This window comes from Mesorhizobium argentiipisi (SeqCode), from assembly GCF_037179585.1.
GTDB classification, from domain to species: Bacteria; Pseudomonadota; Alphaproteobacteria; order Rhizobiales; family Rhizobiaceae; genus Mesorhizobium; species Mesorhizobium argentiipisi.
In genome coordinates this window covers 109,728-133,701 of the sequence record NZ_JAPYKO010000015.1, presented here as the reverse complement: position 1 = coordinate 133,701, position 23,974 = coordinate 109,728, and the positions used below count along the sequence as shown (strand labels likewise).

Sequence of the window (23,974 nt, the reverse complement as noted above, 5' to 3'; positions counted from 1 at the left end):
TCTTTTGAGCCCTTGGCTGAAAACCTTACGCCGCGCCCATCACCTTGGACGCCTTCTCGAAGCGCTTGCGCTCGTTCGGGTCGAGATAGAGCTTGCGCAGACGGATGGTCTTCGGCGTCACCTCGACCAGCTCGTCGTCCTGAATCCAGGCAAGCGCCCGCTCCAGCGTCATGCGGATCGGCGGGGTCAGCTTCACCGCTTCGTCCTTGCCGGCGGCGCGGATGTTGGTGAGCTTCTTGCCCTTGAGCACGTTCACTTCGAGGTCGTTGTCACGGCTGTGGATGCCGATGATCATGCCCTGATAGACCTTGACGCCCGGATCGATGATCATCGGGCCGCGGTCTTCCAGGTTCCACATGGCGTAAGCGACCGACTCGCCCTGCTCGTTGGAGATCAGCACGCCATTGGTGCGGCCGGGCAGCTCGCCCTTATAGGGCTCATAGGCGAAGAACAGGCGGTTCATCACGGCGGTGCCGCGCGTGTCGGTCAACAGTTCCGACTGATAGCCGATCAGGCCCCGCGTCGGCGCGTGGAAGACCAGGCGCTGGCGGTTGCCGCCGGACGGGCGCAGCTCGACCATCTCGGCCTTGCGCTCCGACATCTTCTGCACGACGACGCCGGCATGCTCCTCGTCGACGTCGATGACGACTTCCTCGACCGGCTCGAGCAGCTGGCCGTCATCGCCCTTCTGCATGACGACGCGCGGACGCGACACGGCGAGCTCGAAACCTTCGCGGCGCATCGTCTCGATCAGCACCGCGAGCTGCAATTCGCCGCGGCCGGAGACGAAGAAGGAGTCCTTTTCGGCCGATTCCTCGATCTTCAACGCGACATTGCCCTCGGCCTCGCGCAGCAGGCGGTCGCGGATGACGCGGCTGGTCACCTTGTCGCCCTCGGTACCCGCAAGCGGGCTGTCATTGACCAGGAAGGACATGGTCACGGTAGGCGGGTCGATTGGCTGCGCATGCAGCGGCTCGCTCACCGCCGGATCGCAGAACGTATCGGCGACCGTACCCTTGGACAGGCCGGCGATGGCCACGATGTCGCCCGCCTGGGCTTCGTCGATCGGCTGGCGCTCGAGGCCGCGGAAGGCGAGGATCTTCGAGATGCGGCCGGTCTCGATCTGCGTGCCATCATGGTGCAGCACCTTGACAGCCTGGTTGGCCTTCAGCGTGCCGGACTCGATGCGGCCTGTGATGATGCGGCCGAGGAACGGATTAGCCTCGAGGATGGTGCCGATCATGCGGAACGGGCCGGGATGCACCGTCGGCGCCGGCACATGCTTGACGACAAGATCGAATAGCGGGGCGAGACCCTGGTCTTTCGGACCTTCCGGATTTTCCGAGACCCAGCCGTCGCGGCCCGAACCGTAGAGGATCGGGAAATCGAGCTGCTCGTCGGTGGCGTCGAGCGCGGCGAAGAGGTCGAACACCTCGTTGACCACTTCGATATGGCGGGCGTCCGGACGGTCGATCTTGTTGATGACGACGATGGGGCGCAGGCCGACCTTGAGGGCCTTGCCGACGACGAATTTGGTCTGCGGCATCGGGCCTTCGGCGGCGTCGACGAGCACGATCGCCGAATCCACCATCGACAGAATGCGCTCGACCTCGCCGCCGAAATCGGCGTGTCCGGGCGTGTCGACGATGTTGATGCGGGTGCCGTGCCAGTCGACCGAGGTCGCCTTGGCCAGGATGGTGATGCCGCGCTCTTTTTCGAGGTCGTTGGAATCCATTGCGCGCTCGGCGACGCGCTGGTTGTCGCGGAAGGCGCCGGACTGTTTCAGGAGCTGGTCGACAAGCGTGGTTTTGCCATGGTCGACGTGCGCGATGATCGCGATATTGCGGAGGTTCATGTGTCTGGTCTCGGGAATGTTGCAGGCAGCAGGCCCAAAAGCGCCGCCTTTTTCGGTTGCGCGGCTCATACAAGGTTTTTCGCAATTGCGAAAGGGGAGGCCGGACCCCAAATACATGGTCACTGATTCTTAAACGTCTTGGGGTGAAATGATTCCGTTAACCAAGGCGGAACCTTTGAGGGGCCGGACAGTTCCATGTTCATGACCGATCAGATGTCCAGATTGCGTCCGGTTTTCGCGTGGGCAGCGCTTGGCGTGCTTGTCGCGGCGGGCGCAGCGCAATCGGCGGCAGCCCTCAGGGAAGTCGATCCGATCACGCCGCCCGACGCCAGGACCGCGCAGCAGATGTTCGCCGACGCCCCTGACGGCGTCGACCCGATCGTCACCGGCCCGGTCAGCGCCGCCTTCAAGCAACGCCAGAAGGATGCCAACTGCGACACCGCAGTCTGGCCGAACATTCCCGCGGCTTGCTATCCGGATTGACGCTCTTCACGGCATTTCAGAGTTCAGTTCTGGACTGCCACGGCGCTTTAACGTCGCGGCAATAGATCGAGCGGCTGCTGGGCCTAGGGTGTGTTGAGATTCAGGTTAGGCCGAGTCGAGAACGGTGGTTTCCGAGAACCGGAGCGGAGCGTACTTAAAGTACGTGAGCACCGGAAGCGCAGGAAACCATTGTTCGCAGGCCGGCATCACCTGAATCTCAACGCAGCCTAAGCCGACCGCACCGGATCGAGCGTCACCTTGTAAAGCTCGTTGTCGTCGCGATCCATCAGCCGCACCGTGAGCTGCTCCGTCGCGCCTGAAATATCGACCAGCCCGAAGAACTGCAGGCCGGCCGACGGCGGCAGGTTCTGGCCCTGCTCGGCGGTCGGCGCCTTGATGAACTTCAGCTCCGGCCCGAAGGTCATGTCGAGGTCGTTGGGGCCGAAGGTGCCGGCATGGATCGGGCCGGAGACGAATTCCCAGAACGGATTGAAATCCTGGAACTGCGCCTTGTCGGGGTTGTAGTAGTGCGCCGCGGTGTAGTGGACGTCGGCGGTGAGCCACACGGTGTTGGTGATGCCGGCATTCTTGATGAAGCGCAGCACGTCGGCGAATTCGAGTTCGCGGCCCTTCGGCGCGCCATTGTCGTTGTTGCTGACAGCCTCGAAGCCGACCTTCTTCGCCGCGTCGTTCCAGACGACGAGGCTAAGCGGCATGTCGGCGGCGATGACCTTCCACGTCGCCTTGGAATTCGCCACCTCGCGCTTCAGCCACTTGGACTGCTCTTCGCCGATCATGCGCGACTTCGGCGTCAGCGTTTCCTGCAGATTGGGACCGTTCGGGCCGCGATAGGAGCGCATGTCGAGGAAGAACACGTCGAGCAGCGGCCCATGGGAGACCTTGCGGTAGACGCGGCCCGGCTCCGACGGCTCGTAGCGGATGGTCGTCATCTCATGAAAGGCGCGCGCGGCCCTGGCCGCCAGCACATGGATCGATTTTTCCTTGTAGCGGTCGTCGGCGGTCAGGTCCTTCGAGTCCGACCAGTTGTTGAGCACCTCATGGTCGTCCCACTGGTAGAAGGTCGGGCAGATGGCGGAGAGGGCAAGCACATGCTTGTCCATCATGTTGTATTTCCACTGATCGCGGTACTCGTCCAGCGTCTCGGCGACCTTGCGTTTGCCGTCGATCATGACGACGTTCTTCCACTTGCCGCCGCCGGGCAGGTCGACCTCGTCCTTCAAGGCGCCGTCGGCATAGATCGTGTCGCCGGAATGCAGGAAGAAATCCGGCGTGTGCTTGGCGATGGTCGAATAGGTCTTCATGCCGGTCTCGTCGATGCCCCACCCCTGGCCGGCGGTGTCGCCCGACCAGGCGAAGCGCACATCGCGCTTCGAGGACGGCGCCGTGCGGAAGCGGCCGACGATCGGCTCGGACACGGCATTGATGTCGGAGAGGTCGGCGGCGACCATGCGGTAGAAGATGTCCTGCTCCGAGGCGAGGTCGGTGAGCAGCCGCTTCACCGTGTAGTCGCTGGCCGGCGAGGTATCGAGCGCAGCCAGCCTTGTGGCATTGGCGAAGCTTTCGGTGGTCGACACTTCATACATCACGCGCGCCGGCCGATCGGTGCGGGTCCAGACCATGCCCGACGTGGCGTCGACATCGCCGGACTGGACGCCATGCGTGAACGCCGGGCGCTGGTTGGCGCGGGAATAATAGGGCAGCGCAAGTCCGGAGGCGCCGACAAGGCCAAAGGCGCTGGCCGAGGTGACGAAAGCGCGGCGGGTCAATGAGATCTTGTTCATGGCTGTCTCCGGATGGGCTTTGAACGGGACCGCCAAGCTCTCGCCTGAATGTTTCAGGCGCATATCGGAACCATGAAGTTTTGATAACAATGAACAGGCTTTCCTTCTCCCAAAGGGGAAACGTGAAACCCGCGCCGGGAGGCGTGCCGAGATTCGGGTCAGGACGAGCCGAAAACGGCGGTCTCCGAGAACCGGAGCGGAGCGTACTTAAAGTACGTGAGCACCGGAAGCGCAGGAGACTGCTGTTTGCAGGCCGGCCTCACCCGAATATCGACATGCCTCAAGCCGCCTGCGGCTCCGGCCCGAAGGCCGGCCTGTCGGTGTTGATCAAGAGCGAGATACACGCCGCCGCGATGCCCGTCATGCCGGCGATCAGGAAGGCCAGCTCGTAATTGCCCTGCAGCTCGCGCATCGTGCCGCCGAAGGCGGCGGCGGCTGCGGCGCCGATCTGGTGTCCGGCGACGATCCAGCCGAACACGATCGGCCCGCTGCGATCGCCGAAAGCCTCGTTGGCGAGCCGCAACGTCGGCGGCACGGTGGCGATCCAGTCGAGCCCGTAGAGCACGGCGAAAATGATCAGGCTGGTCGCCGAGAAGCCGGAATAGGGCAGGTAGATCAGCGACAGCCCACGCACGGCGTAATAGACGCCGAGCAGCTTGCGCGGATCGAAACGGTCGGTGAGCCAGCCGGACAGCGTCGTGCCGATCAGGTCGAAAATGCCCATCATCGACAAGAGCCCGGCCGCCTGCACCTCGCCAATGCCCATATCGCCGCAGAAGGCGATGAGATGCGTGCCGACGAGACCATTGGTGGTGAAGCCGCAGACGAAGAAGGTGGCGAACAGGTACCAGAACACCCGGGTACCGGCCGCGCGGCGCAGCGTGTTCAGCGTATGCGCCAGGAAATTGCCTTGCGAGGCCGGCGACACCGGTGGCACGTCATTCGCATCGGCGCCGAAGCGAACCTGGCCGATCGAAGCGGGGCGTTCCGGCACGAGCAGCAGAACGAGCGGGATCAGCGCGGCGGTGGCCAGCGCTACGGCAATCGCCACCGGCTTCCAGCCGCCGCTTTGTGCCAGCGAGGCGATCAGCGGCAGGAACACCAGCATGCCCGTGGCGCTGGAGGCCGACATCAGGCCCATCATCAGGCCGCGATTGGTCTTGAACCAGCGATTGACAATGGTGGCGCCCAGCACGCTCGCCACCGCGCCCGAACCGATGCCGGAAAACACGCCCCAGGTGAGGAAAAGATGCCAGGGCTCGGTCATCAACAGGCTGAGCGCCGTCGATCCCGACATCACCAGCAGCGCGCCAAGCAGCGTGCGGCGGAGCCCGATGCGTTCCATCAGCGCGGCGGCGAACGGTCCGGTCAAGCCGTAAAGCAGGATGCCGACGCTGGCGGCCCAGGACGTCACGTCGCGATGCCAACCGAAGCTTTCCTCCAGCGGAACCATCATCACCGAGGGTGCCGAGCGAAGCCCGGCCGCTATCAGCAGGCACAGGAAAATGACGCCAACGACGACGAAAGCGTAGCGCTGGCCAAACGGACGGGACTGGATTATCATGTTACTGACCGGTACGTTGCAATGGGACGAGGCCATACATACGTACCGGTCAGTAACATTGTCAAGCGAGTTGTTTGCATGCCATCGGACAATAAAATTGAAGCGTTGTTGAGCGAGGCCCCGGCCCCAAGGGCGGCGGACAAGATCCTGGACGTGGCGCGCGACCTTTTTTATCGCGAAGGCATCAGGGCGATCGGCGTCGACGAGATCGTCAAGCGCGCCGGCGTCACCAAGCCGAGCCTCTATCGCAGCTTCCCGTCCAAGGACGAGCTCGCCGCCTCTTATCTGCGCAAATACGACCTCGAATTCTGGGAGCGCTTCGACGAAGCGGTCGACGCGCATCCGGGCGATCCGCGCGCGCAAATCATCGCTTTCCTCACCCGCGTCGGCAAACGCACGCAAAAGCCTGACTATCGCGGCTGCGGCATGACCAACGCTGCGGTGGAATATCCCGAGCGCGGCCATCCCGCGCGGGTGGTGAGCGAGAACAATAAGGTCGAATTGCGCCGCCGCCTGCGCGCCATGGCCGCCGCGATGGGCGCCGCCGATTCCGACACGCTGGGCGACGGCCTGCTGCTGCTCATTGAGGGCGCCTATATCAGCGGCCAGCTCTTCGGCCTGGGCGGACCGGCGGCGGCAGTTGCCCGCAACGCCGATCTCTTGATCGAAGCCAGCTTGAAGAAATAGCAATTGAAGCTACGCTTTCGACAACTCGAACGGAGTTGTCCGTAATGCGCGCTCTTCTGATCCCGCTTGCCCTCGCCGGTTTCTGCCAGACGGCCCAGGCCGGCGACATCTCCAGCGCCTATACCGATCTCGACTGGAAGAAGGACTGCGTGACCTATGCGCAGGCCGCGGAAGGCGACGGCGACTGGGCGAGCCTTGCCTGCTCGGGCTATCGCGGCTACCCGGTGCTGATCGGCTGCGAGGACGCGCGCGAATCCATCTATTACGGCTTTCCGTCCGACGACATGACCGCGGTCTGGGAGAGCTTCACCGCCTTCAACGGCTCCGGCCCGAAGGTGGAATGGCGCATCGAGACCAATGGCGAGGTCGCCATCCCCTTCGCCGCCATCCACCGCCGCTCGGTCAGCAATCCCGAGGACGAGAACAAGTCGATCGAGGTGCTCGTCGTCGCCAAGGTGGCGCAGCCGGAAGAACACCAAGGCTGCACGATCGGCCTGGTCTTAGCCACCGGCAATGCGCAGGCCAACGACCAGGCGCGCAAGCTCGCCGACGATAAGGCGAAAACCTTCACCTGCGGCAAGGACAAGCGCGAAGTGATCGGCGACGTGCCGCCCTTCGGGAGAGTGGATAACTAGCGGAGCCTAGCCAAACATTGGGCCAGCGCCGGATCAGGTTTCCATCGGCGGACTTGCCTAGTAAACCCGTGTTCCGATTGCAGCCGGTCTTGGGAGGTTCCGCTTGCCCAGTTCTGTCAGCCTTGCGAACGAGAACGGCGTGGCGGTGGTTACCATCGACAACCCGCCGGTCAATGCGCTGAGTTTTCATGTCCGCAAGCCGCTTTACGAGGCGCTCGCCGCGCTGCGCGATGATCCCGCCGCGAGCGCGATCGTCATTGCCTGCGCCGGGCGCACCTTTGTCGCCGGCGCTGACATCACCGAATTCGGCAAGCCGGTCCAGCAACCGGAATTGCGCGCCATCATCGCCCTGCTGGAAACCATCGCCAAGCCGACGGTCGCCGCCATTCACGGCACGGCGCTGGGCGGCGGTCTGGAGCTGGCGCTCGGCTGCCATTTTCGCGTCGCGGACGCCGGAGCCAAGCTCGGCCTGCCGGAGGTAAAGCTCGGCCTTTTGCCGGGCGGCGGCGGGACCGTCCGTTTGCCACGCTTGGTCGGTGCCGCGAAAGCGCTCGGCATGATCGTCTCGGGCACGCCGATCTCGGCCGGCGAGGCGAAGGCCGCCGGTCTTGCCGATGCGGTTGTCGATGGAGATCTGTTGAGAGAGGCGGTTCGTATCGCCCACGAAATGGCTGATCGAGGCGGACCTTTCGTGCCGGTGCGTGACCGCAATGACCGCCTTGCCGGGACCGATCTTGCAGCCTTCGACAGCCTAGCCGCCGATCTGGCCAGAAAAGCCCGCGGACTGGAAGCGCCGCTGGCCTGTGCCGAAGCCGTGCGCAACGCGATCACCTTGCCGTTCGACGCGGCCCTGGCGGCCGAGCGGCAACTTTTCCTGAAACTCGTTTCCGGCGATCAGTCGCGCGCGCAGCGGCATTTGTTCTTTGCCGAGCGCGAGGCGGCGAAGCTGCCCGGCAAGGATCTGCAGAAGCGCCGGATCGAACGCGTCGGCATCATCGGCGCCGGCACGATGGGCGGCGGCATCGCCATGGCCTTTGCCAATGGCGGTCTCCCGGTGACTTTGCTCGAGACCGGCGGGGAGGCGCTGCGGCGCGGCCTGGCGACGATCGAGAAGAACTATGCCGTCTCCGTCAGCCGCGGCTCGTTGAGCGAAGAGGCGAAGCAGCAGCGGCTCGGCCTGTTCAAGGGCAGCACCGATTACGCCGATCTCGCCGATTGCGATTTGGTCATTGAGGCCGTGTTCGAGGACATGGCGGTCAAAAAGGAGGTGTTCGGCAAAGTCGACGCCATCGCCAAGCCCGGCGCCATCCTCGCCACCAACACCTCCTATCTCGATGTGAACGAAATCGCCGCCTCGACCTCGCGGCCACAAGATGTGCTCGGCATGCATTTCTTTTCGCCGGCAAATGTCATGAAGCTCCTGGAGATCGTGCGCGCCGAGAGGACGGCACCCGAGGTGCTGGCGACGGTGACCGATCTCGCGCGGCGCATCGGCAAGGTGGCGGTCGTCGTCGGCGTCTGCCACGGTTTCGTCGGCAACCGGATGCTTTCGGCGCGAGGCGCCGAGAACGAGGCGCTGTTGCTGGAAGGCGCGACGCCGAGCCAGGTCGACAAGGCGTTCACCGATTTCGGCTGGCCGATGGGGCCGTTCCAGATGGGCGACCTCGCCGGCCTCGACATTGGCTGGCGCAACCGCAAGGCGCGAGGCCAGACGGCGGTGATTGCCGATACGCTGTGCGAGCAGGGCCATTTCGGCCAGAAGACCGGGCGCGGCTGGTACGGTTACGAGACCGGCTCGCGTGAGCCGATTGCCGATCCGGAAGTCGAGGCGCTGATCCGGGCGAAGGCGGCGGAGCTTGGAATTGCGCGGCGCGAGATCGGCGCCGACGAGATCATCGAGCGCACGCTCTATCCGCTGGTCAACGAGGGCGCCAAGATCCTCGAGGAAGGCATCGCCGCGCGCGCGTCCGATATCGATGTCGTCTGGGTCAATGGCTACGGGTTCCCGATCGGCAAGGGCGGACCGATGTTCTGGGCCGCCCTTGCAGGCGCTGCGAAGATCGTCGAGCGGCTGGAGTTCTGGCACTGGCAGACCGGCCGGGCGATCTTCGAGCCGGCGCCGGCGTTGAGGCGGTTTGCCGAGACCGGGGCTTGGGAAGAAGTGAGCGACGCCCGGTAATTCGTCATTCCAGGGCGAAGCGAAGCGTAGACCCTGGAATCCATGCCGTTCCATCAGACGAAGAATGCCACGGTCCGGAACAGGCATTGGCGCAGCCGTCGCTGGTTCTGCGCAGTTGAGCAGCGTCGAGGTCACACCATGGATCCTCGGGTCTGCGCTACGTCGCTACGCTCCTTGCTCCGCCCGTGGATGACGAACGCACAGGCGTCCCCACCAAATTTGACCATGTGGACAAATCTCAGGCGCCGTTCCATAGTCCCGGGTGTCTGACATTTGGAACGGCCGGCTCGACACGGCTGTCGAACAGAGGGGCACTTCAATGGAAAACGAACGTAGCAAAACGCAACGCGCCGGCCTATCGCGGCGCAACGTGCTGGAACTCGGCGCGCTCGGCCTCGCGGCCACCGTGCTGCCCGGCGCGGCCTTCGCCAAGGACAAGAAGCTGAAGGTGGCGGCGATCTTCGCCACCCCGATCGAGGAGCCGTGGGACAATCAGATCCATGTTGCCCTGCAGAAGGCCGAGAAGGAGCTGGGCATCGAATACAAATGGTCGGAAAAGGTGCAGACCGCCGACTTCAGCCGCGTGATGCGCGAATATGCGCAGGGCGGCTACCAGCTGGTGCTGGGCGATGCCTTCGCCGCCGAGCGCGAGTCGCGCCGCACGGCCAAGCAGTTCCCGAAGACGGCCTGGCTGTTCGGCTCCGGCGCCGGCCCGGCCGAACCCAATTTCGGCGTCTTCGACAACTGGATCCATGAGCCCGCCTATCTCTCCGGCATGATCGCCGGAAAGATGTCGAAATCGGGCACGGTCGGCGCCGTCGCGGCGATGGGCATTCCGGAAGTGAACCGGCTGGTCAATGCTTTCTTCGCCGGCGCCAAGGAGGTCAACCCGAACGTCAAGAAGAAGGTCGCCTTCATCGGCTCTTTCTTCGATCCGCCCAAGGCCAAGGAAGCGGCCGTGGCGCAGATCGATGCCGGCGTCGATGTCATCTATGCCGAGCGCTTCGGCGTCATCGAGGCGGCCGTGGAGAAGAAGATTTTTGCAATCTCCAACATGTCCGATCAGTCCAGCCTCGGGCCGGATACGGTCATCACCGGCCCGGTGTGGGACATGTTTCCGACCGTCGAGCAGGCGATCAAGCTGGTCAAGGCCGGCGTCTTCACCGCGCAGGACTATGGCGATTTCTCGCGCATGGCCAAGGGCGGCTCGTATCTGGCACCCTACCACAAATTCGACAAGACGCTGCCCGCCGACGTCAAGGACCTGGTCGAGAAGAAGAAGGCCGAGATCCTCGAAGGCAATTTCCGCGTCGACGTCGACGAGAACACGCCGGTTTCGGATTAGAGCCGGCGTTCCCCTCCCCCTTGAGGGGAGGGTGGCCCGCAGGGCCGGGAGGGGTCGCCCGCGACGCGCTCCATCCTTTTCATCAACGTCGAGGCGGTTGAGGCGACCCCTCCCGCCTCGCTTCGCTCGGCACCCTCACCTCAGGGGGGAGGGATACCAGCGCAGGAGCACCCTTGTCCGCCCCACTCATCGAAATGCGCGGCATCACCAAGAGCTTCGGCGCCGTCAAGGCGAACGAGGCCGTCGACCTCAGCGTCGCGCCCGGCGAGATCCTCGGCCTTTTGGGTGAGAACGGCGCCGGCAAGACGACGCTGATGAACGTGCTGTTCGGCGCCTATGCGCCGGACGCCGGCGAGATCCTGGTCGAGGGCAGGCCGGTTGCCATCCACAATTCCGCCGACGCCTTGGCTGCCGGCATCGGCATGGTGCACCAGCATTTTCACCTCGCGCCGCGTCTCACGGTTCTGGAGAACCTCCTGATCGGCATTCCCGGCAAGTCCGGCCGCGTCGACCGTGCTCGCGGACTTGCCCGCCTGGACGAAATCAGCCGGCAATATGGGCTAAGCCTCGATCCGAACCTGCCGGTCTCAACGCTGTCGGTCGGAGAACAGCAGCGATTGGAGATCATCAAGGCGCTGTTTCGCGGCGCCAGGCTTTTGATCCTCGACGAGCCGACGGCGGTGTTGGCGCCGAGCGAAGTCGATGGCCTGTTCGGCGCCCTGCGCTCGATGGCTGCGCAAGGGCTCGGCATCATCTTCATCTCCCACAAGCTCAACGAAGTCAGGGCCCTCACCCACCGCTGCGTCGTCCTGCGCCACGGCAAGGTGGCCGGCCGCGTCGACCATCCGGCAAGCACCACATCGGCAGAAATGGCGAAGCTGATGTGCGGCCATGAAATCGTCCCGCCGGTCAAACAGTCTTCGACGCCCGGCGCTTCCGTGCTGACACTCGACGGCATATCCACTTCCGCTCACGCCGGCACGCCGCTGCGCGAGGTCTCGCTTTTCGTCCGCGCGGGCGAGATCCTGGGCGTCGCCGGCGTTTCCGGCAACGGCCAGCGTGCGCTGGCCGACGTCATTTCCGGCATGCTGCCGCCCAACGCCGGCGTGATGACGATAGCCGGCAAAGCGGTTGCGCAATTTTCGCCGCGCAAATTGCAGGCGCTCGGCCTCGGCCGCATCCCGGAAGACCGGATGACGACCGGCCTGCTCACCAATTTGCCTTTAGCCGACTCCATGGTGCTGCCGCGCGTCGGCACCGAGGCCTTCAGCCGCAAGGGCCTGCTCAACCCGGCCGCCATCCGTGCCTTCGCAGAGGCGCAGATCAAGGCCTATGACATACGCTGTCCCGGACCGATGGTGCGCGCCGGTGCGCTGTCCGGCGGCAATCTGCAGAAGGCGCTTCTTGCGCGCGAGCTCGCTTTCGACCCCAAGGTGCTGATCGTCTCGCAGCCGACGCGCGGCCTCGACATCGGCGCCGCGCGCTTCATCCATGAAAAATTCCTCGCCATGCGCGCCAAGGGCTGCGGCATCATCGTCATCGGCGAGGACCTCGAGGAATTGCTGATGCTCTCGGACCGCATCGCGGTGATGTATGAGGGTCGCATCGCGGGCACGCTTTCCAGTGCGGAAGCTAGCGTCGCCAGGCTCGGCCTGATGATGACCGGCGCGGAGGGCCACGCCTGATGTTTCGCCTCGAAGCCCGCACGTCGACGCCCGCCTGGTTCAACCTGGCCCTCCCGCTCATCGCGATCGCCGCGACGCTGGTGCTCTGCAGTGGGCTCATTGCTGTAGCCGGCGCCGGCGTCGTCGAAGCCTATGGCGTGATGCTGTCGGCTTCGCTTGGCGACAGCTACGCCATCACCGAGACCCTGGTGCGCGCCGCCCCGATGATCTTCACCGGCCTGGCTGTGGCGATCGCCTTCCGCGCCAAATTCTGGAACATCGGCGCCGAGGGCCAGCTGCTCGCCGGCGCGGTGGCAAGCTGCTTCGTCGGCGCCATCCCGATGCCGGGCTATCTCGCCATGCTGCTGATGGCGCTTGTAGGCGCGGCTGCGGGCGCTCTCGTCGCGCTGGTGCCGGCGACATTGCGCGTCAAATTCAAGGTCGACGATGTGGTCAGCTCGCTGCTGCTCAACTCGGTCATCTATTATGCGCTGATGGCGCTGATCGAGGGGCCGTGGAAGGACACTTTTTCCGGCTACCCGATCTCCCCGCCGATCGAGGACTCGGCCAATTTCCCGGTGCTGATCGAGGGCACAAGGCTGCATCTCGGCGTCGTCGTGGCGCTGATCGCAGCACCCCTTTGCTGGTTCCTGATCGCCCGCACCACGCTCGGCTTTAGGATCCGCGTCACTGGCGAGAACCCGGAAGCCGCCCGCTATGGCGGCATCAATGTGCAGCGCGTGCTGCTCTCCACCGCTCTGCTCTCCGGCGCGCTGGCCGGGCTTGCCGGCGTTGGCGAGGTCGGCGGCGTCCACTTCCAGGTGATGAGTGACATCTCGCCGGGCTATGGTTATTCGGGCATCGTCGTCGCCATGCTTGCCCGGCTCAACCCGCTCGGCGTGGTGCCGGCGGCGATCTTCCTGGCCGTGGTCATGACCGGCGCCGAGGCGATGTCGCGCGCGACCGGCGTGCCGGCTTTCTTGAGCGATGTCATCCAGGGCACGGCGCTGCTGGCCATGCTGGTGGCGCTGCTCTTCACCGGCTACCGCATCCGCCGCGTGGGAGCGCAAATATGAGCGCGGTGTTCGAGCAGATCTTCCAGGTCGGCTTTCTCGCCGCCATCATCCGCATCGCCACGCCGCTCGCCTTCGCCACGCTCGGCGAAATGTTCTCCGAGCGGGCAGGCGTGCTCAATCTCGGCATCGAAGGCATCATGCTGCTGTCGGCGATGGCCGGCTTCACCGCCGCAAGCCTCAGCGGCAGCCTGTGGCTGGGCGTGCTGGTGGCCGTGCTGGTCGGGGCGCTGATGGGCGCGCTGCATGCGCTGTTCACCGTGGCGCTGGGGCTGAGCCAACATGTCTGCGGCATCGGGGTGACTTTGTTCTGTTCGGGCCTCGCCTATTTCCTCTACCGGCTGATCTTCGGTCAGCAATCGGTGCCGCCGAGCATTGACGGCTTCAAGACGGTGCCGATCCCGCTGCTTTCGGATATCCCGATCCTCGGCCCGGCGGTGTTCAACCAGTTCACGCTCGTCTATCTCGCCATCATCGCCATCCCGCTCGCCGCCTTCGTGCTCTACCGCACGCCCTGGGGGCTGTCGGTGCGCATGGTGGGCGAGAACCCGCGCGCGGCGGACTCAGCCGGCGTCAGCGTCATCGCCACGCGCTTCCAAGCGGTGATCCTCGGCGGCGCTCTGATGGGCGTTGCCGGCGCCTTCCTCACCATGGCGCAGTTCAACGCCTTCACCTTCGGTGTCGTATCCGGGCGCGGTTGGGTGGCGATTGCGCTGGTCGTGTTCGGCCGCTGGGATCCCTGGCGCTCGGCGGGCGCGGCGTTGCTCTTCGCCTTCGTCGACGCGCTACAGCTCAGGATGCAGGCCAGCGGCCTCGGCCACATCCCCTACGAAGCCTTCCTGATGCTGCCCTTCATTTTCACCATCGTCGCCATGGCTTTCATGTCCCGCAACGCGGTCGCGCCTTCGGCGCTGCTGAAGCCGTTCCGACGGGAGGAGCGGTAGACGAGGAACGCTCCTTCCTCTCCCCCGTCGATCGGGGGAGAGGTGTCGAGCGCAGCTCGACGGAGTGGGGGTCGACCCTTGGCGCGGTGGAGGAAGATTCTTCGTTGGCGACGATTGCCAGGTGGTTTCCCCACTCCGTCGCTGCTTCGCAGCGCCACCTCTCCCCCCTCCGGAGGGCGAGGAAAGGCGCCAAGCTGGCCTCAAATCGCCGTAAATCCATTGTCGACGAACAGATGCGCGCCGTTGACGAAGCTCGATTCGTCGCTGGCCAGGAACAGCGCCGCCTTCGCCACCTCTTCCGGTTCGCCGATGCGGCCTTGCTGCGCGGCCATGGCCGCGTCCGAGACGTCGACGCCGAGCTTGCCGAGATCGGCCACTTCACGCAGGCCGTGCGGCGTGCGGATGAAGCCCGGGCAGACGGCGTTGCAGCGGATGTTGCGGTCGCGGAACTCCACCGCGATCGCCCGCGCGAACATGTGGCAGGCGCCCTTAGTGGTGTCGTAGAGCACTTCGTTCGGAGTTGCCGCGACCGCCGAGATCGATGAGGTGCAGACGATCGAGCCGCCGCCGGCGGCGATCATGCCCGGCAGCACCGCGCGGGTCATCAGGAACATCGAGCGGACATTGACGGCATGCAGCCAGTCCCACTCCTGCAGCGTCGTCTCCAGGAACGGTTTGATGACGATCGTGCCGGCATGGTTGAACAGCACCGTGACCGGACCGAGCTTCACCGTCGCCGCCTTCACGGCCGCCTCGACCTGCGGCTCGTCCGAAACGTCGGCCACGAAATGCTCGGCGACGTGGCCTCGCGCCCGGATCGCCGCGGCGGTCTTTCCGGCCGCCTCGCCATTGAGGTCGATGATCGCCACCTTTGCGCCTTCTGCGGCAAACAGCTCCGAAGCCGCCCCGCCCATGCCTGTCGCGCCGCCCGAAACGATCGCGACCTTGCCCGCCAGCCTTCCACCCATTCTTTTCTCTCCTCAGTGCCGCCGATATCGGCTCAAGCGATGCTATCCGCCATGCGTGAGGTGGCCAAGGCCGTTCGCGCGATTGGACATTGTGCGTACGAGCGCCCGGAAGCGCTCGATTTTCAAGCCGTTTGGCCGGATCGCCTAGTTTCCGAAATCGGCTACACCGGAGATGCGGCGAGTACGAAAAACCACAAATTGCCAGTTTTCAAAAATGCTGTTCCAGAAATTGCGCGAAAATAGCAATCGACAAAGTCTACTAACTTTATAGATTAATGGTCGCGACGGAGGATCGACCATGTCCTACATTCAGAATGCCCAACGCAAAGGCCAGAGGCTTGCCGCCGACCAGAGCTGGAGGCCAGCTTATGGCGGCACGTTCGCCTACCTCGTCTTTGCGCTTGCCTTCGTGTTCACTGGCGCCGTCGTTTTCGGGATCATCCCCTGACTGAGCCGGGGTCAGGGCAATTCAGGAAAGTGTGAGCGTTTTCCGTCCGGAATTGCGTAAAAACACAGGCCCCGCCGTCCAAAATTCTGAGTTGAGTAATCGGAGCTGAAAAGGCTGGCGCGCTGACGCGCGCCGACGAGATGGATTTACTCGGGTTCGGAGCGGGCGGCCCAACGTGATGGAGGAGATGGCAATGCCGATCGAGTTCACGCATGTTCCAGGCAAGCCTGCCAATGGCAGCTTTTTTTATGATTTCGCCGAGACCGCGACCAAATTGTCGCTGATCGAGGACGCCGGTTTTCGCAAGCTGGTGGTGGACGATCCGGCCGGCCTGCTCGCCAATATGGACATCGCCGCGCAGACGCTCGACCGCACCGGCTCGCTGGAGGTGGTGCTGACGCACTGGGCCGGCGTGATCGAACCGACAGTGGCGGCAAGGCAGCTCGCGTCGCTCGACCGTCGAGGCGGCGGCCGCCTGTCGCTTCGCATGTTGAGCGAGCCGCTGGAAGACAGCGATGCCGAGGCGCGGCCGGGCGGCCACGGCGTCGTGTGGCAGCGCATCGACGAATATCTGGTGCTGCTGAAGCGCTTGTGGTCGAACGACAGGCCGTTCGACCACGAAGGCGCCTTCTACAGCGTCCGGAGCGGCTTCGTGCCGCGCAAAGGTCCGCATGGCGCCGATCTCGTCATCCGGCTCGGCGGCCAGTCGGGCACCTCGCTGAAGGTCGCCGGCAAGCATGCCGATGTCTTCGAGCTGGCCGCCGGTTCGCCCGACGAGGTGAGGCAATTGATGGAGCGCGCGCGCAGCGCCGCCGCCGAGCACGGCCGCGGCGGAAGGCTGCGCTTCGCGCTGCCGGTGCGCATCCATCCGGACGGATGGACGGGCGCCTCGGATCACAAGGCGGTCGAGATTGTCGGGCCGCCGGCGCGGCTCGCCTTGGCGCTGTTGCCCTATGCGGCGCTGGGCGTCGAGGAGTTCATGATCGGCGGCATCGACCGCCTAGGCGAGATCGCCCGCATCGGGCGCGAGACGATCGCGTTGATCGCGAATTCGCTGGCGCGACGCGAGACGGAGGTCCCGCAGCCGGGCGCGTTTGCCTCGCACCCTTTTGCGCAACGCTGCGCGTCCTAGACTAAGGTCGCTCCGCGTCGGAATAGTCCAGGCCGTCCATCACATAATCCGCGAACAGGAAGTCGCGGATGCCGGCAATCCGGCCGTTCTCCCAATCGATGAGGATGAAGTAGCGCGGCGGTCCGTCCGGACGTTCGGGACTGGTGACCAGGATAGCTGGCCGGCCTTCGACAAGCCCGGTCGTGAAATGCCAATGCATCTCGTCGGCATAGCGGCCGAAATAGTTGCCGACATATTCCTTGCCGTCGGCGCGCAGGCGGTTGACCAGCTCCAGCTTGACGTCCTCGGCCAGCAGGCCGCGCAAGGCATCGAAGTCCCTGGCGTTGAAGGCGACCACATAGTCGCCAAGGCGCCGCATGTCCTGTTGGTCGAGCGCCGGGCGGGCGGGCGCGATACGCGGCGCGGCTGCCAGCTTGCGCAGGCTCTCGCGACCCCGCTGCAGCGCACCCTTGATCGCGGTCTCGGAGGTTTCGAGGATTTCGCCGATCTCTTCCAGGCTATGGCCGAGCACATCCTTCAGCACGACCGTGCATCGTTGCGCCGGCGGCAGTTGCATCAGCTCCGCAAGGCTCGCCTCAGCGGCAATGCGCGCATCCAACGCCGAATTCTCGTCGGCGATCGTGTCGAGATTGACCTCGCTTTCGCGTCCCCGCAAGCGGGCCCGCTTGCGCAGGGAATCAAGGGCCGCGTTGTGCGCGATGCGAAACAGCCAGGGTTCGGTCTTGTCGGGCATGTCGCCATTCCTGATCGCCACGAAGCCTTTGGCCAAGGCTTCCTGGACGATGTCTTCGCCGTCGATGACCGATCCGACCATCCGCGAAGCGTAGCGGTGCAGTTTGGCTCTCAGCGAAGCGGCCTCGCGCTCGAAGGCGCGAAGCCTGGTTTCGGTCGCCGCGACTAACTGATCCTGCGAACCGGTCAAGCAGCCTCCTAGTTTTCCACGCCGCCCGTATGGGAATAGGTCGTGTGACCCATCATGCTCTCGCCGGCGGCCAACTCAACGATGCTCTTCATGTACTCGCCGAAGCGCGGATCGCTGCGGAAGGCAGCGATGTCTTCCGCCGAACGCCATTGTGAGATGTTGGCAACCTTGCTGCCGTCGCCGCCGACGACCACGGACGAAGACAGCGAGCCGGGCTGCTTGCTGAAGAAGTTTCTCGTGCCCTCGGCAAGCGTCTTGGCGAGTTCCTGCTGCTTGCCCGGCTTGGCGGTAAAGACGTTGATCAAGGTCACTGTGGTCGACATGGCTCAGCTCCGTTTGTCCTGATGGCGGAGACCGTCTTGGCTCTCCCGCCCGTTACGACTCTCAAGACGAAGCCCGAACCGAAAACGGAACGGTACATGCAAAAGTTTTTTCGGCAATCAATCAAGTTCACGATCCGGACGCTGCCATGGACCTATCGAGCGGCCGCCGCGCCCGTGAGTTCAGAAAAATTTGTCCTCGCCGTTCCAACAGCCATCCCCGTTTCGTCCTGGTGAGTGCCGGGCTGCGACCCCGGCATCAACCAAGGGAGAAGCAAATGTCGATCCTGTCATCCATCGCTCGCATCGCGGCCGAATACACTGCGACCCGTGCCCGCTATCGGGCAGCGCGGACGCTTTATCTGCTGCCGCTCGACATCCGCAAGGATATCGGCTGGCCGGAACCCGGCGATCCCCGCGATCCCGAAACCTTCAGCACGCCGGACCCGCGAGCTGCCGCAACACGGCGATGACGGCCTCCGAGTCCGCCAGCGCGCCGAAGACGCCGTCCTCGACCGTCACCATATGCAGCGCGGCTTCATGCGCATACCGGTCGCCGCTGGCGCAGGCGTCCGAAATCGTCAGGCACTGGAAGTTGCGGTCGCAGGCCTCGCGCAATGTGGTGTGCACGCAGACATCCGTCGTGCAGCCAGTGAACATCAGATGCGTGATGCCGCGCGCCCGCAAAACGAGCTCCAGATCCGTATAGGTGAAGGCGCTGTTGCAGGTCTTGTTGATAATGACGTCTCCAGGTGCCACCTCGATGTCGGAAACGATCTGGAAGCCCGGGCCGGAGCGCAGCAGGACATCGGTGCCGTCGAGGCCGGCCCGCTTGCGGCGCCATTTTTCGTAAGGCGTCATGTCGGCCATGTCGGCGCGGTAGCCTTGCCTGGTATGGATGATGGTGAGGCCGGCGGCGCGGGCCGCGGCAATCAGCCGGGTGACCGCCGGCAGGATGGCTCTCAGCGGCGATGGATCATAGCCCTTCCTGGCGAAGTAGCCAGTCGGCGACAGGAAATCCTCCTGCAAGTCGATCACCAGCAGCGCCGTATGCTGCGGCTCCAGCCTGCCGTCATAGGGAAAGTCGAAGGGTATCGCCGTGATCATCGGTCGCCTGCCTTGGAGCAATTCCACGAAAAGTGCGTAGCGGTTTTCCGTCCGGAATTGCGCAAAAATAAAGACTTGTTTCTCCATGCGCATCGTGCCCGGCAACCGCCCCGCGGTCCAGGCCCGCGCAAGTGGCATCGGCAGATCGGAGACTGTTAAGCAGCATAGTCATCTTTATAGTTGACTCGTAAACTCATGTTTCATAGTCAACCGGCATGGCTCGCCCTACACCTGTCTGTATGGCGGCCGCCGCAATGCAATGATGAAGCGAGGACGAGCCTTGTCCCGAAACAGTCTTTTGGCGGCCCTGGCCGCGTCGCTCCTTCTTTCGGCTGGTGTCGCCGCGGCGCAGGAACGATCGGCGACGCCTGCGCCAGTCAAGCAGGCGCCGGCCCCTCCAACCCTGCAGACGCCTACGGCGCAGGCGCCCGCTCCCACGTCGGTGGAACCGGGCCTCCAGCCAGCTGCGAACGGCGTAGCCGGCGAAGAACCGTCCATCTCGCTGACGCTGCCGCATGACCAGTCGCCCTGGGGCATGTTCATGAATGCCGACATCGTCGTGAAGGCGGTCATGGTCGGGCTGGCTTTTGCTTCACTCGTCACCTGGACGATCTGGCTCGCCAAGTCGCTGGAGATCTTCGGCGGCAAGCTGCGGGCCCGCCGCGCCGCCGATGCGATCAGCAATGCCGCGACGCTGATGCAGGCCGGCCGGGAACTTGGCCACAGCGGCGGTCCGGGCGCGCTTCTGGTGCGTGCGGCCGAAGAAGAACGGGCGCTTTCGGCCGGCGCGCTCGACCATGCTTCCGGCAACGGCCTGAAGGAGCGCGTCGCCTCCAGGCTTGCGCGCATCGAGGCGGCGGCGTCCCGGCGCATGTCGCGCGGCACCGGCCTGCTCGCCACCATCGGCTCGACGGCGCCCTTCGTCGGCCTGTTCGGCACCGTATGGGGCATCATGAACGCCTTCATCGGCATCTCGCAGGCGCAGACCACCAACCTGGCCGTGGTGGCGCCCGGCATCGCCGAGGCGCTGCTCGCGACTGCGATGGGCCTTGTCGCGGCCATTCCAGCGGTCGTCATCTACAACGTCTTCGCACGCTCGATAGCCGGCTACAGGCAGATCCTCGCCGACGCTTCCGCTGGTGTCGAGCGGCTGGTCAGCCGCGACCTCGATTTCCGCATGGTGCCGCCGGCAACGGCGATCGCGGCGGAGTAGCGGCGATGGCGGCGCGGATTCGCGAGACCTCCGGCGACGATCTCGCGGAAAGCCACGACATCAATGTCACGCCGTTCATCGACGTCATCCTGGTGCTGCTGATCATCTTCATGGTCGCAGCACCTCTGGCGACCGTCGAGGTCAATGTCGACCTGCCCGGATCGACGGCGACGCCCGCGCCGCGGCCCGAGACACCGCTGTTCCTGACGTTGAAAAGCGACCTCACGCTGGCGATCGGCAATGACAGCGTGCCGCGTCCTGCCTTTGCCGGGGCGCTCGACAGCCGCACCAAGGGCGACAAGCAGACGCGCATCTTCCTGCGCGCCGACAAGACGGTCGGCTACGGCGACCTGATGGAAGTCATGAACCTTTTGCGCGCCGCCGGCTATCTCAAAGTCGCGCTGGTGGGGCTCGAAACTATGTCGGGCAGTGCTGGCGGACCGGTCGAGTCTGGAACTCCGGCAACTGGTGCAAATTCGGCGCCAGCCCCGGATGGCGGTTCGGCGCCATGACGGTCGCCGCCCTTTCCCGCATTTCCCGGCCGCGCTTCAGTGTGCGCGAAGCCAGTCTGTGGACGAGCGCGGCCGCGATCATTCTGGCTGCGCATGTGGCGGTCACCTATGCGGTGCAGAATTTGAGTTTCGCCGACCTGCCGGACGGCGGCCCGCCGCCGGCGCTGGCTGTCGAGATGGCGCCGCTGCTCGTCGCGCCCGCCGTGCCGGACCAGACGGCGATGCTGGACATGGTGACACCGGAGCCGCCCGATGCGGCGGAGGAGACGGAAAAGCCCATCGACGCGAAACCGGTGACCTATCCGGCGTCGGCGGCCGAGCAGACCGAGCCCGTCACTGAACAGCCACCCGATACCGATGACATGCAAGAGTCTAAGCAGGCCCCTCCGACAGCAATTGCTGCCCTGAGCGAGCAGCCGCCGCTGGACGACGTCGTGCCCGACCCCGTCGAGGCGATCGCGCCGGACGTCGTCATTCCGCTGCCGCAACCGAAACCCGTGGAAGCGGAGGTGAGGTCGCAAAAGCCGGTCGAGCCCAAGAAGAAGGCCGAGAAGAAACCGGTCGAAAAGCCGAAAGAACGGGTGAAAAAAGGAAAAGGCGCCACCGCCAAAGGTGACGATCACCGCCAGCATCGACGCCAAGGCGGCGGCGAAGGCGGCAGCATCGACGCCAAGGCGGCGGCGAAGGCGGCAGCACCCCGGTCCTCGGATGCGGCGCCGCGCTCGAGCGTCGGCCCGTCGCGCTGGAATTCCAGCCTGGCGGCGTGGATCAGGCGGCACACCCGCTATCCGAGCGCGGCGCGCTCCAGGCGGGCCGAGGGGACGCCGAGCGTCACCTTCACTGTCGACACCTCCGGCAGGGTGGTCTCGGCCCGGCTGGCGCGATCCTCGGGTGACGGCGACCTCGACCGAGCGGCGCTCGGCGCGCTGCAGGGCGCCTCGGTACCGGCGCCGCCGGCGGAGCTCGGCGCCCGCGTCACCCGCACCGCGCCCTTCGTCTTCAGCTTGCGCGACTAGGCCAGCGCGCCGGATGGTGGTAGGCGGCTCACTGGTTCAGCTCAATTCCAACGGCCGAGGCATCCTGCCGACGAAAACCATATGACGACGTTCACGCGCCGCGCCCTTCTCAAAACCACAGCTGCCGCAGGCCTAGCCGGCATCGGCGCTGCGACTCTCGGCAGATTGGCCGGCTTTGCAGCCGCCACGCCGGCCCCGCTGATCCTGAAGACCGCGAGCATCGAGGCGCGGCTGATGGAGGGTGCGCCGACGAAGAATGTGCTGACCTATGGTGAAGCAGGTCCGCCGCCGGTCGTCAGGATGAGGAAGGGCGAGCCGTTTGCCGCACACTTGATCAACGGCATCGACGATCCGACGACCATCCACTGGCATGGTATCCGCGTTCCCAACAAGATGGACGGCGTGCCGTTCCTGGTGCAGCCCTATGTCTATCAGGGCGACAATTTCGACTATGCCTTCACGCCGCCCGACGCCGGCACCTTCTGGTACCACCCGCATTGCAACACGCTGATCCAGATGGGCCACGGCCTGACCGGCGTGATCGTGGTCGAGAACCCGAACGATCCGGTCTTCGACCTCGAGATGGTCGTCAACCTGCGCGACTGGCGGCTCGGCGACGACGGCCAGTTCATCGAGCCGTTCCGGCCGCGCGACGCGGCCAGGACCGGTACTTTCGGCACGGTGCGCACCGCCAATTGGCTCGACCAGCCACAATTCGATGCACCGGCCGGCGGATTGGTGCGGCTGCGGGCGGCCATCACCGACGTCACCCGCATCTATGCCTTTCGCGTCGATGGCGCCGAGGCGACGGTCATCGCGCTCGACGGCAATCCGGTGCCGCAGCGGTTTGCGCCGGATGCCTTGCAGCTGGGGCCTGGCCAGCGGCTGGAGCTTGCCATCCGCATGCCCGACGAGGAGGGCGCGATCGTTAGCCTTCGCGACGTCAGAGGCACCAAGCCGAAAATCCTGGCGACGCTGCGTTCGGCCGGCAGATCGCTGAAGCACGATCTGCGCGATCTCGGCCCGCTTGAAGCCAATCCGGTGCCGGAGGTGGACCTGACCAGCGCCAAGCGTATTCCGCTGGCGCTGAGCGCTACGGCGGAAAACGTCGCGGCCGACGGCATTTGCGGCTCGCTCGGCTACAGTTTCTGGGCGATCAACAAGGTGCCGTGGCCGGGCGACACACCGGACCCGACGGCGCCGCTCGCCGAACTGAAGCTCGGCCGGAGCTACATCATTGACATGGCGAACCTGACTCCGCACGCGCACCCGATCCATTTGCACGGCATGAGCTTCAAGGTGCTGTGGTCTTCGACCAGGGCAGTCCAGCCCCTTATCTCCGACACTTATCTCATCCAGCCCGACGAGAAGGTGCAGTTGGGCTTCGTCGCCGACAATCCCGGCGACTGGCTGCTGCATTGCCACATCATCGAGCACCAGAAGACCGGCATGACGAGCTACTTCCGGGTGGTATGAGCGCATTGGCGCGGAATGCGTCGGCATTCAGCGGGTTGACGCGTTTGGCCGATTGCCTAGGTAGGCAGGAGGGCGCTGGGGCGGCACACAACTCCGACCGACGGCATGACATCCTTGCATATTCGAAAACTTGCCTTTGTTGCGGCAGGCATCTCCATCCTGTCGTCCTGCGTCATCCCCGACGATACGTCGAGCATCGCCAAGGTCGACGCCACCACGGCCGCTGCCCGCAAGGAGATGGTCGGTCTCAGCGAGGCCGATGTCCGCATGTGCGCCGGCTTTCCGACCGCGACGGCCGACGTGGGTTCATCCGGCCAGATCTGGACCTACCAGCGCACAGTGCAACGCGGCAACCTCAGCATCGCAGTGCCGACGATGGCCGTGGGCGCGATCCCGGCGGTTGGAGGGTCGGTCAACGTCGCTCCCGGCGGCTACTGCAACACGCAGATCCGCATGATCGGCGGTCGTGTCGCCGAGGTTGCCTATGCCGGCGACAACAATCTGCCGAACAGCGTCGATGCGCTCTGCGTCAGCACGGTAGACGCCTGTGTGGCCTATGCGCGCCAACGCAATCACAAAGCAACACCAGTCTCCCGGTGAGTGGGACGAGGCCGGTCCGAGACTCCGCT

24 protein-coding genes are annotated in these 23,974 nt (G+C 64.9%); 17 read left to right on the top strand and 7 right to left on the bottom strand.

The window, feature by feature from the left end; all coding sequences use genetic code 11:
- Positions 1-25: 25 nt before the first annotated feature.
- The gene (gene typA, locus O7A05_RS21005; RefSeq protein ID WP_337094870.1) at positions 26-1,855 is read right to left on the bottom strand and encodes a translational GTPase TypA; all 1,830 of its coding nucleotides are present in this window, start codon (positions 1,853-1,855) and stop codon (positions 26-28) included.
- Between the two features lie 195 nt (positions 1,856-2,050).
- Between typA and O7A05_RS21000 the strand changes: the two genes are divergently transcribed.
- Complete coding sequence (locus O7A05_RS21000; RefSeq protein WP_337094869.1) at positions 2,051-2,338, top strand: hypothetical protein; 288 nt, start codon at positions 2,051-2,053, stop codon at positions 2,336-2,338.
- A gap of 227 nt (positions 2,339-2,565) precedes the next feature.
- On the opposite strand, the gene O7A05_RS20995 is transcribed toward O7A05_RS21000, so the two are convergent.
- A complete protein-coding gene (locus O7A05_RS20995) occupies positions 2,566-4,140 on the bottom strand; it encodes an alkaline phosphatase D family protein (RefSeq protein ID WP_337094868.1) in 1,575 nt (524 codons plus the stop codon).
- 280 nt (positions 4,141-4,420) lie between these two features.
- Entirely contained in the window at positions 4,421-5,704 is a 1,284-nt protein-coding gene (locus tag O7A05_RS20990) for an MFS transporter (protein ID WP_337094867.1), read from the bottom strand.
- Between the two features lie 78 nt (positions 5,705-5,782).
- On the opposite strand from O7A05_RS20990, the gene O7A05_RS20985 reads away from it, so the two are divergent.
- The 7 genes from O7A05_RS20985 to O7A05_RS20955 all read left to right on the top strand — a co-directional run bounded on the left by O7A05_RS20985 (position 5,783) and on the right by O7A05_RS20955 (position 14,231).
- Positions 5,783-6,391 carry a TetR/AcrR family transcriptional regulator gene (locus tag O7A05_RS20985; protein WP_337094866.1) on the top strand — a complete coding sequence of 203 codons (609 nt, stop codon included), beginning with the start codon at positions 5,783-5,785 and terminating at the stop codon, positions 6,389-6,391.
- A gap of 44 nt (positions 6,392-6,435) precedes the next feature.
- A complete protein-coding gene (locus O7A05_RS20980; protein ID WP_337094865.1) occupies positions 6,436-7,026 on the top strand; it encodes a hypothetical protein in 591 nt (196 codons plus the stop codon).
- Between the two features lie 103 nt (positions 7,027-7,129).
- Complete coding sequence (locus tag O7A05_RS20975; protein ID WP_337094864.1) at positions 7,130-9,205, top strand: 3-hydroxyacyl-CoA dehydrogenase NAD-binding domain-containing protein; 2,076 nt, start codon at positions 7,130-7,132, stop codon at positions 9,203-9,205.
- A 319-nt stretch (positions 9,206-9,524) separates the two neighbouring features.
- Positions 9,525-10,550 carry a BMP family protein gene (locus O7A05_RS20970; RefSeq protein WP_337094863.1) on the top strand — a complete coding sequence of 342 codons (1,026 nt, stop codon included), beginning with the start codon at positions 9,525-9,527 and terminating at the stop codon, positions 10,548-10,550.
- Between the two features lie 173 nt (positions 10,551-10,723).
- A complete protein-coding gene (locus O7A05_RS20965) occupies positions 10,724-12,235 on the top strand; it encodes an ABC transporter ATP-binding protein (protein WP_337094862.1) in 1,512 nt (503 codons plus the stop codon).
- On the top strand, positions 12,235-13,290 hold the full coding sequence (locus O7A05_RS20960; RefSeq protein WP_337094861.1) for an ABC transporter permease: 1,056 nt from the start codon (positions 12,235-12,237) through the stop codon (positions 13,288-13,290). The genes O7A05_RS20965 and O7A05_RS20960 overlap by 1 nt, the downstream gene beginning before the upstream one ends.
- The gene (locus O7A05_RS20955) at positions 13,287-14,231 is read left to right on the top strand and encodes an ABC transporter permease (protein ID WP_337094860.1); all 945 of its coding nucleotides are present in this window, start codon (positions 13,287-13,289) and stop codon (positions 14,229-14,231) included. Before O7A05_RS20960 ends, O7A05_RS20955 begins: the two co-directional genes overlap by 4 nt.
- Positions 14,232-14,431: 200 nt before the next feature.
- Here O7A05_RS20955 and O7A05_RS20950 read toward each other — a convergent pair whose 3' ends face one another.
- A complete protein-coding gene (locus O7A05_RS20950) occupies positions 14,432-15,199 on the bottom strand; it encodes an SDR family NAD(P)-dependent oxidoreductase (protein WP_337094859.1) in 768 nt (255 codons plus the stop codon).
- A 51-nt stretch (positions 15,200-15,250) separates the two neighbouring features.
- On the opposite strand from O7A05_RS20950, the gene O7A05_RS20945 reads away from it, so the two are divergent.
- The 3 genes from O7A05_RS20945 to O7A05_RS20935 all read left to right on the top strand — a co-directional run bounded on the left by O7A05_RS20945 (position 15,251) and on the right by O7A05_RS20935 (position 16,779).
- Complete coding sequence (locus O7A05_RS20945; RefSeq protein ID WP_337094858.1) at positions 15,251-15,442, top strand: hypothetical protein; 192 nt, start codon at positions 15,251-15,253, stop codon at positions 15,440-15,442.
- A gap of 55 nt (positions 15,443-15,497) precedes the next feature.
- Positions 15,498-15,647 carry a hypothetical protein gene (locus O7A05_RS20940; protein WP_140544253.1) on the top strand — a complete coding sequence of 50 codons (150 nt, stop codon included), beginning with the start codon at positions 15,498-15,500 and terminating at the stop codon, positions 15,645-15,647.
- 193 nt (positions 15,648-15,840) lie between these two features.
- Positions 15,841-16,779: an LLM class flavin-dependent oxidoreductase gene (locus O7A05_RS20935; RefSeq protein ID WP_337094857.1), complete on the top strand. Its 939-nt coding sequence runs from the start codon at positions 15,841-15,843 to the stop codon at positions 16,777-16,779.
- Between the two features lies 1 nt (position 16,780).
- Here the strand turns inward: O7A05_RS20935 and O7A05_RS20930 are convergent, their stop codons facing one another.
- On the bottom strand, positions 16,781-17,701 hold the full coding sequence (locus tag O7A05_RS20930) for a sigma-70 family RNA polymerase sigma factor (RefSeq protein ID WP_337094856.1): 921 nt from the start codon (positions 17,699-17,701) through the stop codon (positions 16,781-16,783).
- Positions 17,702-17,709: 8 nt separating this feature from the next.
- Positions 17,710-18,024 (bottom strand): antibiotic biosynthesis monooxygenase family protein, encoded by a 315-nt coding sequence (locus O7A05_RS20925; RefSeq protein WP_337094855.1) that lies wholly within the window; start codon positions 18,022-18,024, stop codon positions 17,710-17,712.
- A gap of 146 nt (positions 18,025-18,170) precedes the next feature.
- Here O7A05_RS20925 and O7A05_RS34470 point away from each other — a divergent pair, with 146 nt between their 5' ends.
- A complete protein-coding gene (locus O7A05_RS34470; RefSeq protein WP_415927034.1) occupies positions 18,171-18,494 on the top strand; it encodes a hypothetical protein in 324 nt (107 codons plus the stop codon).
- Here the strand turns inward: O7A05_RS34470 and O7A05_RS20915 are convergent.
- Positions 18,454-19,128 carry a cysteine hydrolase family protein gene (locus O7A05_RS20915; protein ID WP_337094854.1) on the bottom strand — a complete coding sequence of 225 codons (675 nt, stop codon included), beginning with the start codon at positions 19,126-19,128 and terminating at the stop codon, positions 18,454-18,456. The genes O7A05_RS34470 and O7A05_RS20915 overlap by 41 nt on opposite strands.
- A 280-nt stretch (positions 19,129-19,408) precedes the next feature.
- Between O7A05_RS20915 and exbB the strand changes: the two genes are divergently transcribed.
- The 5 genes from exbB (at position 19,409) to O7A05_RS20890 (ending at position 23,945) form a co-directional block, all read left to right on the top strand.
- The gene (gene exbB, locus O7A05_RS20910; protein WP_337094853.1) at positions 19,409-20,341 is read left to right on the top strand and encodes a tonB-system energizer ExbB; all 933 of its coding nucleotides are present in this window, start codon (positions 19,409-19,411) and stop codon (positions 20,339-20,341) included.
- Between the two features lie 5 nt (positions 20,342-20,346).
- On the top strand, positions 20,347-20,853 hold the full coding sequence (exbD, locus tag O7A05_RS20905; RefSeq protein WP_337094852.1) for a TonB system transport protein ExbD: 507 nt from the start codon (positions 20,347-20,349) through the stop codon (positions 20,851-20,853).
- On the top strand, positions 20,850-21,869 hold the full coding sequence (locus tag O7A05_RS20900; RefSeq protein ID WP_337094851.1) for an energy transducer TonB family protein: 1,020 nt from the start codon (positions 20,850-20,852) through the stop codon (positions 21,867-21,869). The genes exbD and O7A05_RS20900 overlap by 4 nt, the downstream gene beginning before the upstream one ends.
- Positions 21,870-21,950: 81 nt before the next feature.
- A complete protein-coding gene (locus O7A05_RS20895) occupies positions 21,951-23,345 on the top strand; it encodes a multicopper oxidase family protein (RefSeq protein ID WP_337094850.1) in 1,395 nt (464 codons plus the stop codon).
- A 105-nt stretch (positions 23,346-23,450) separates the two neighbouring features.
- Positions 23,451-23,945 (top strand): hypothetical protein, encoded by a 495-nt coding sequence (locus O7A05_RS20890; RefSeq protein WP_337094849.1) that lies wholly within the window; start codon positions 23,451-23,453, stop codon positions 23,943-23,945.
- The last annotated feature ends 29 nt before the right edge of the window (positions 23,946-23,974 follow it).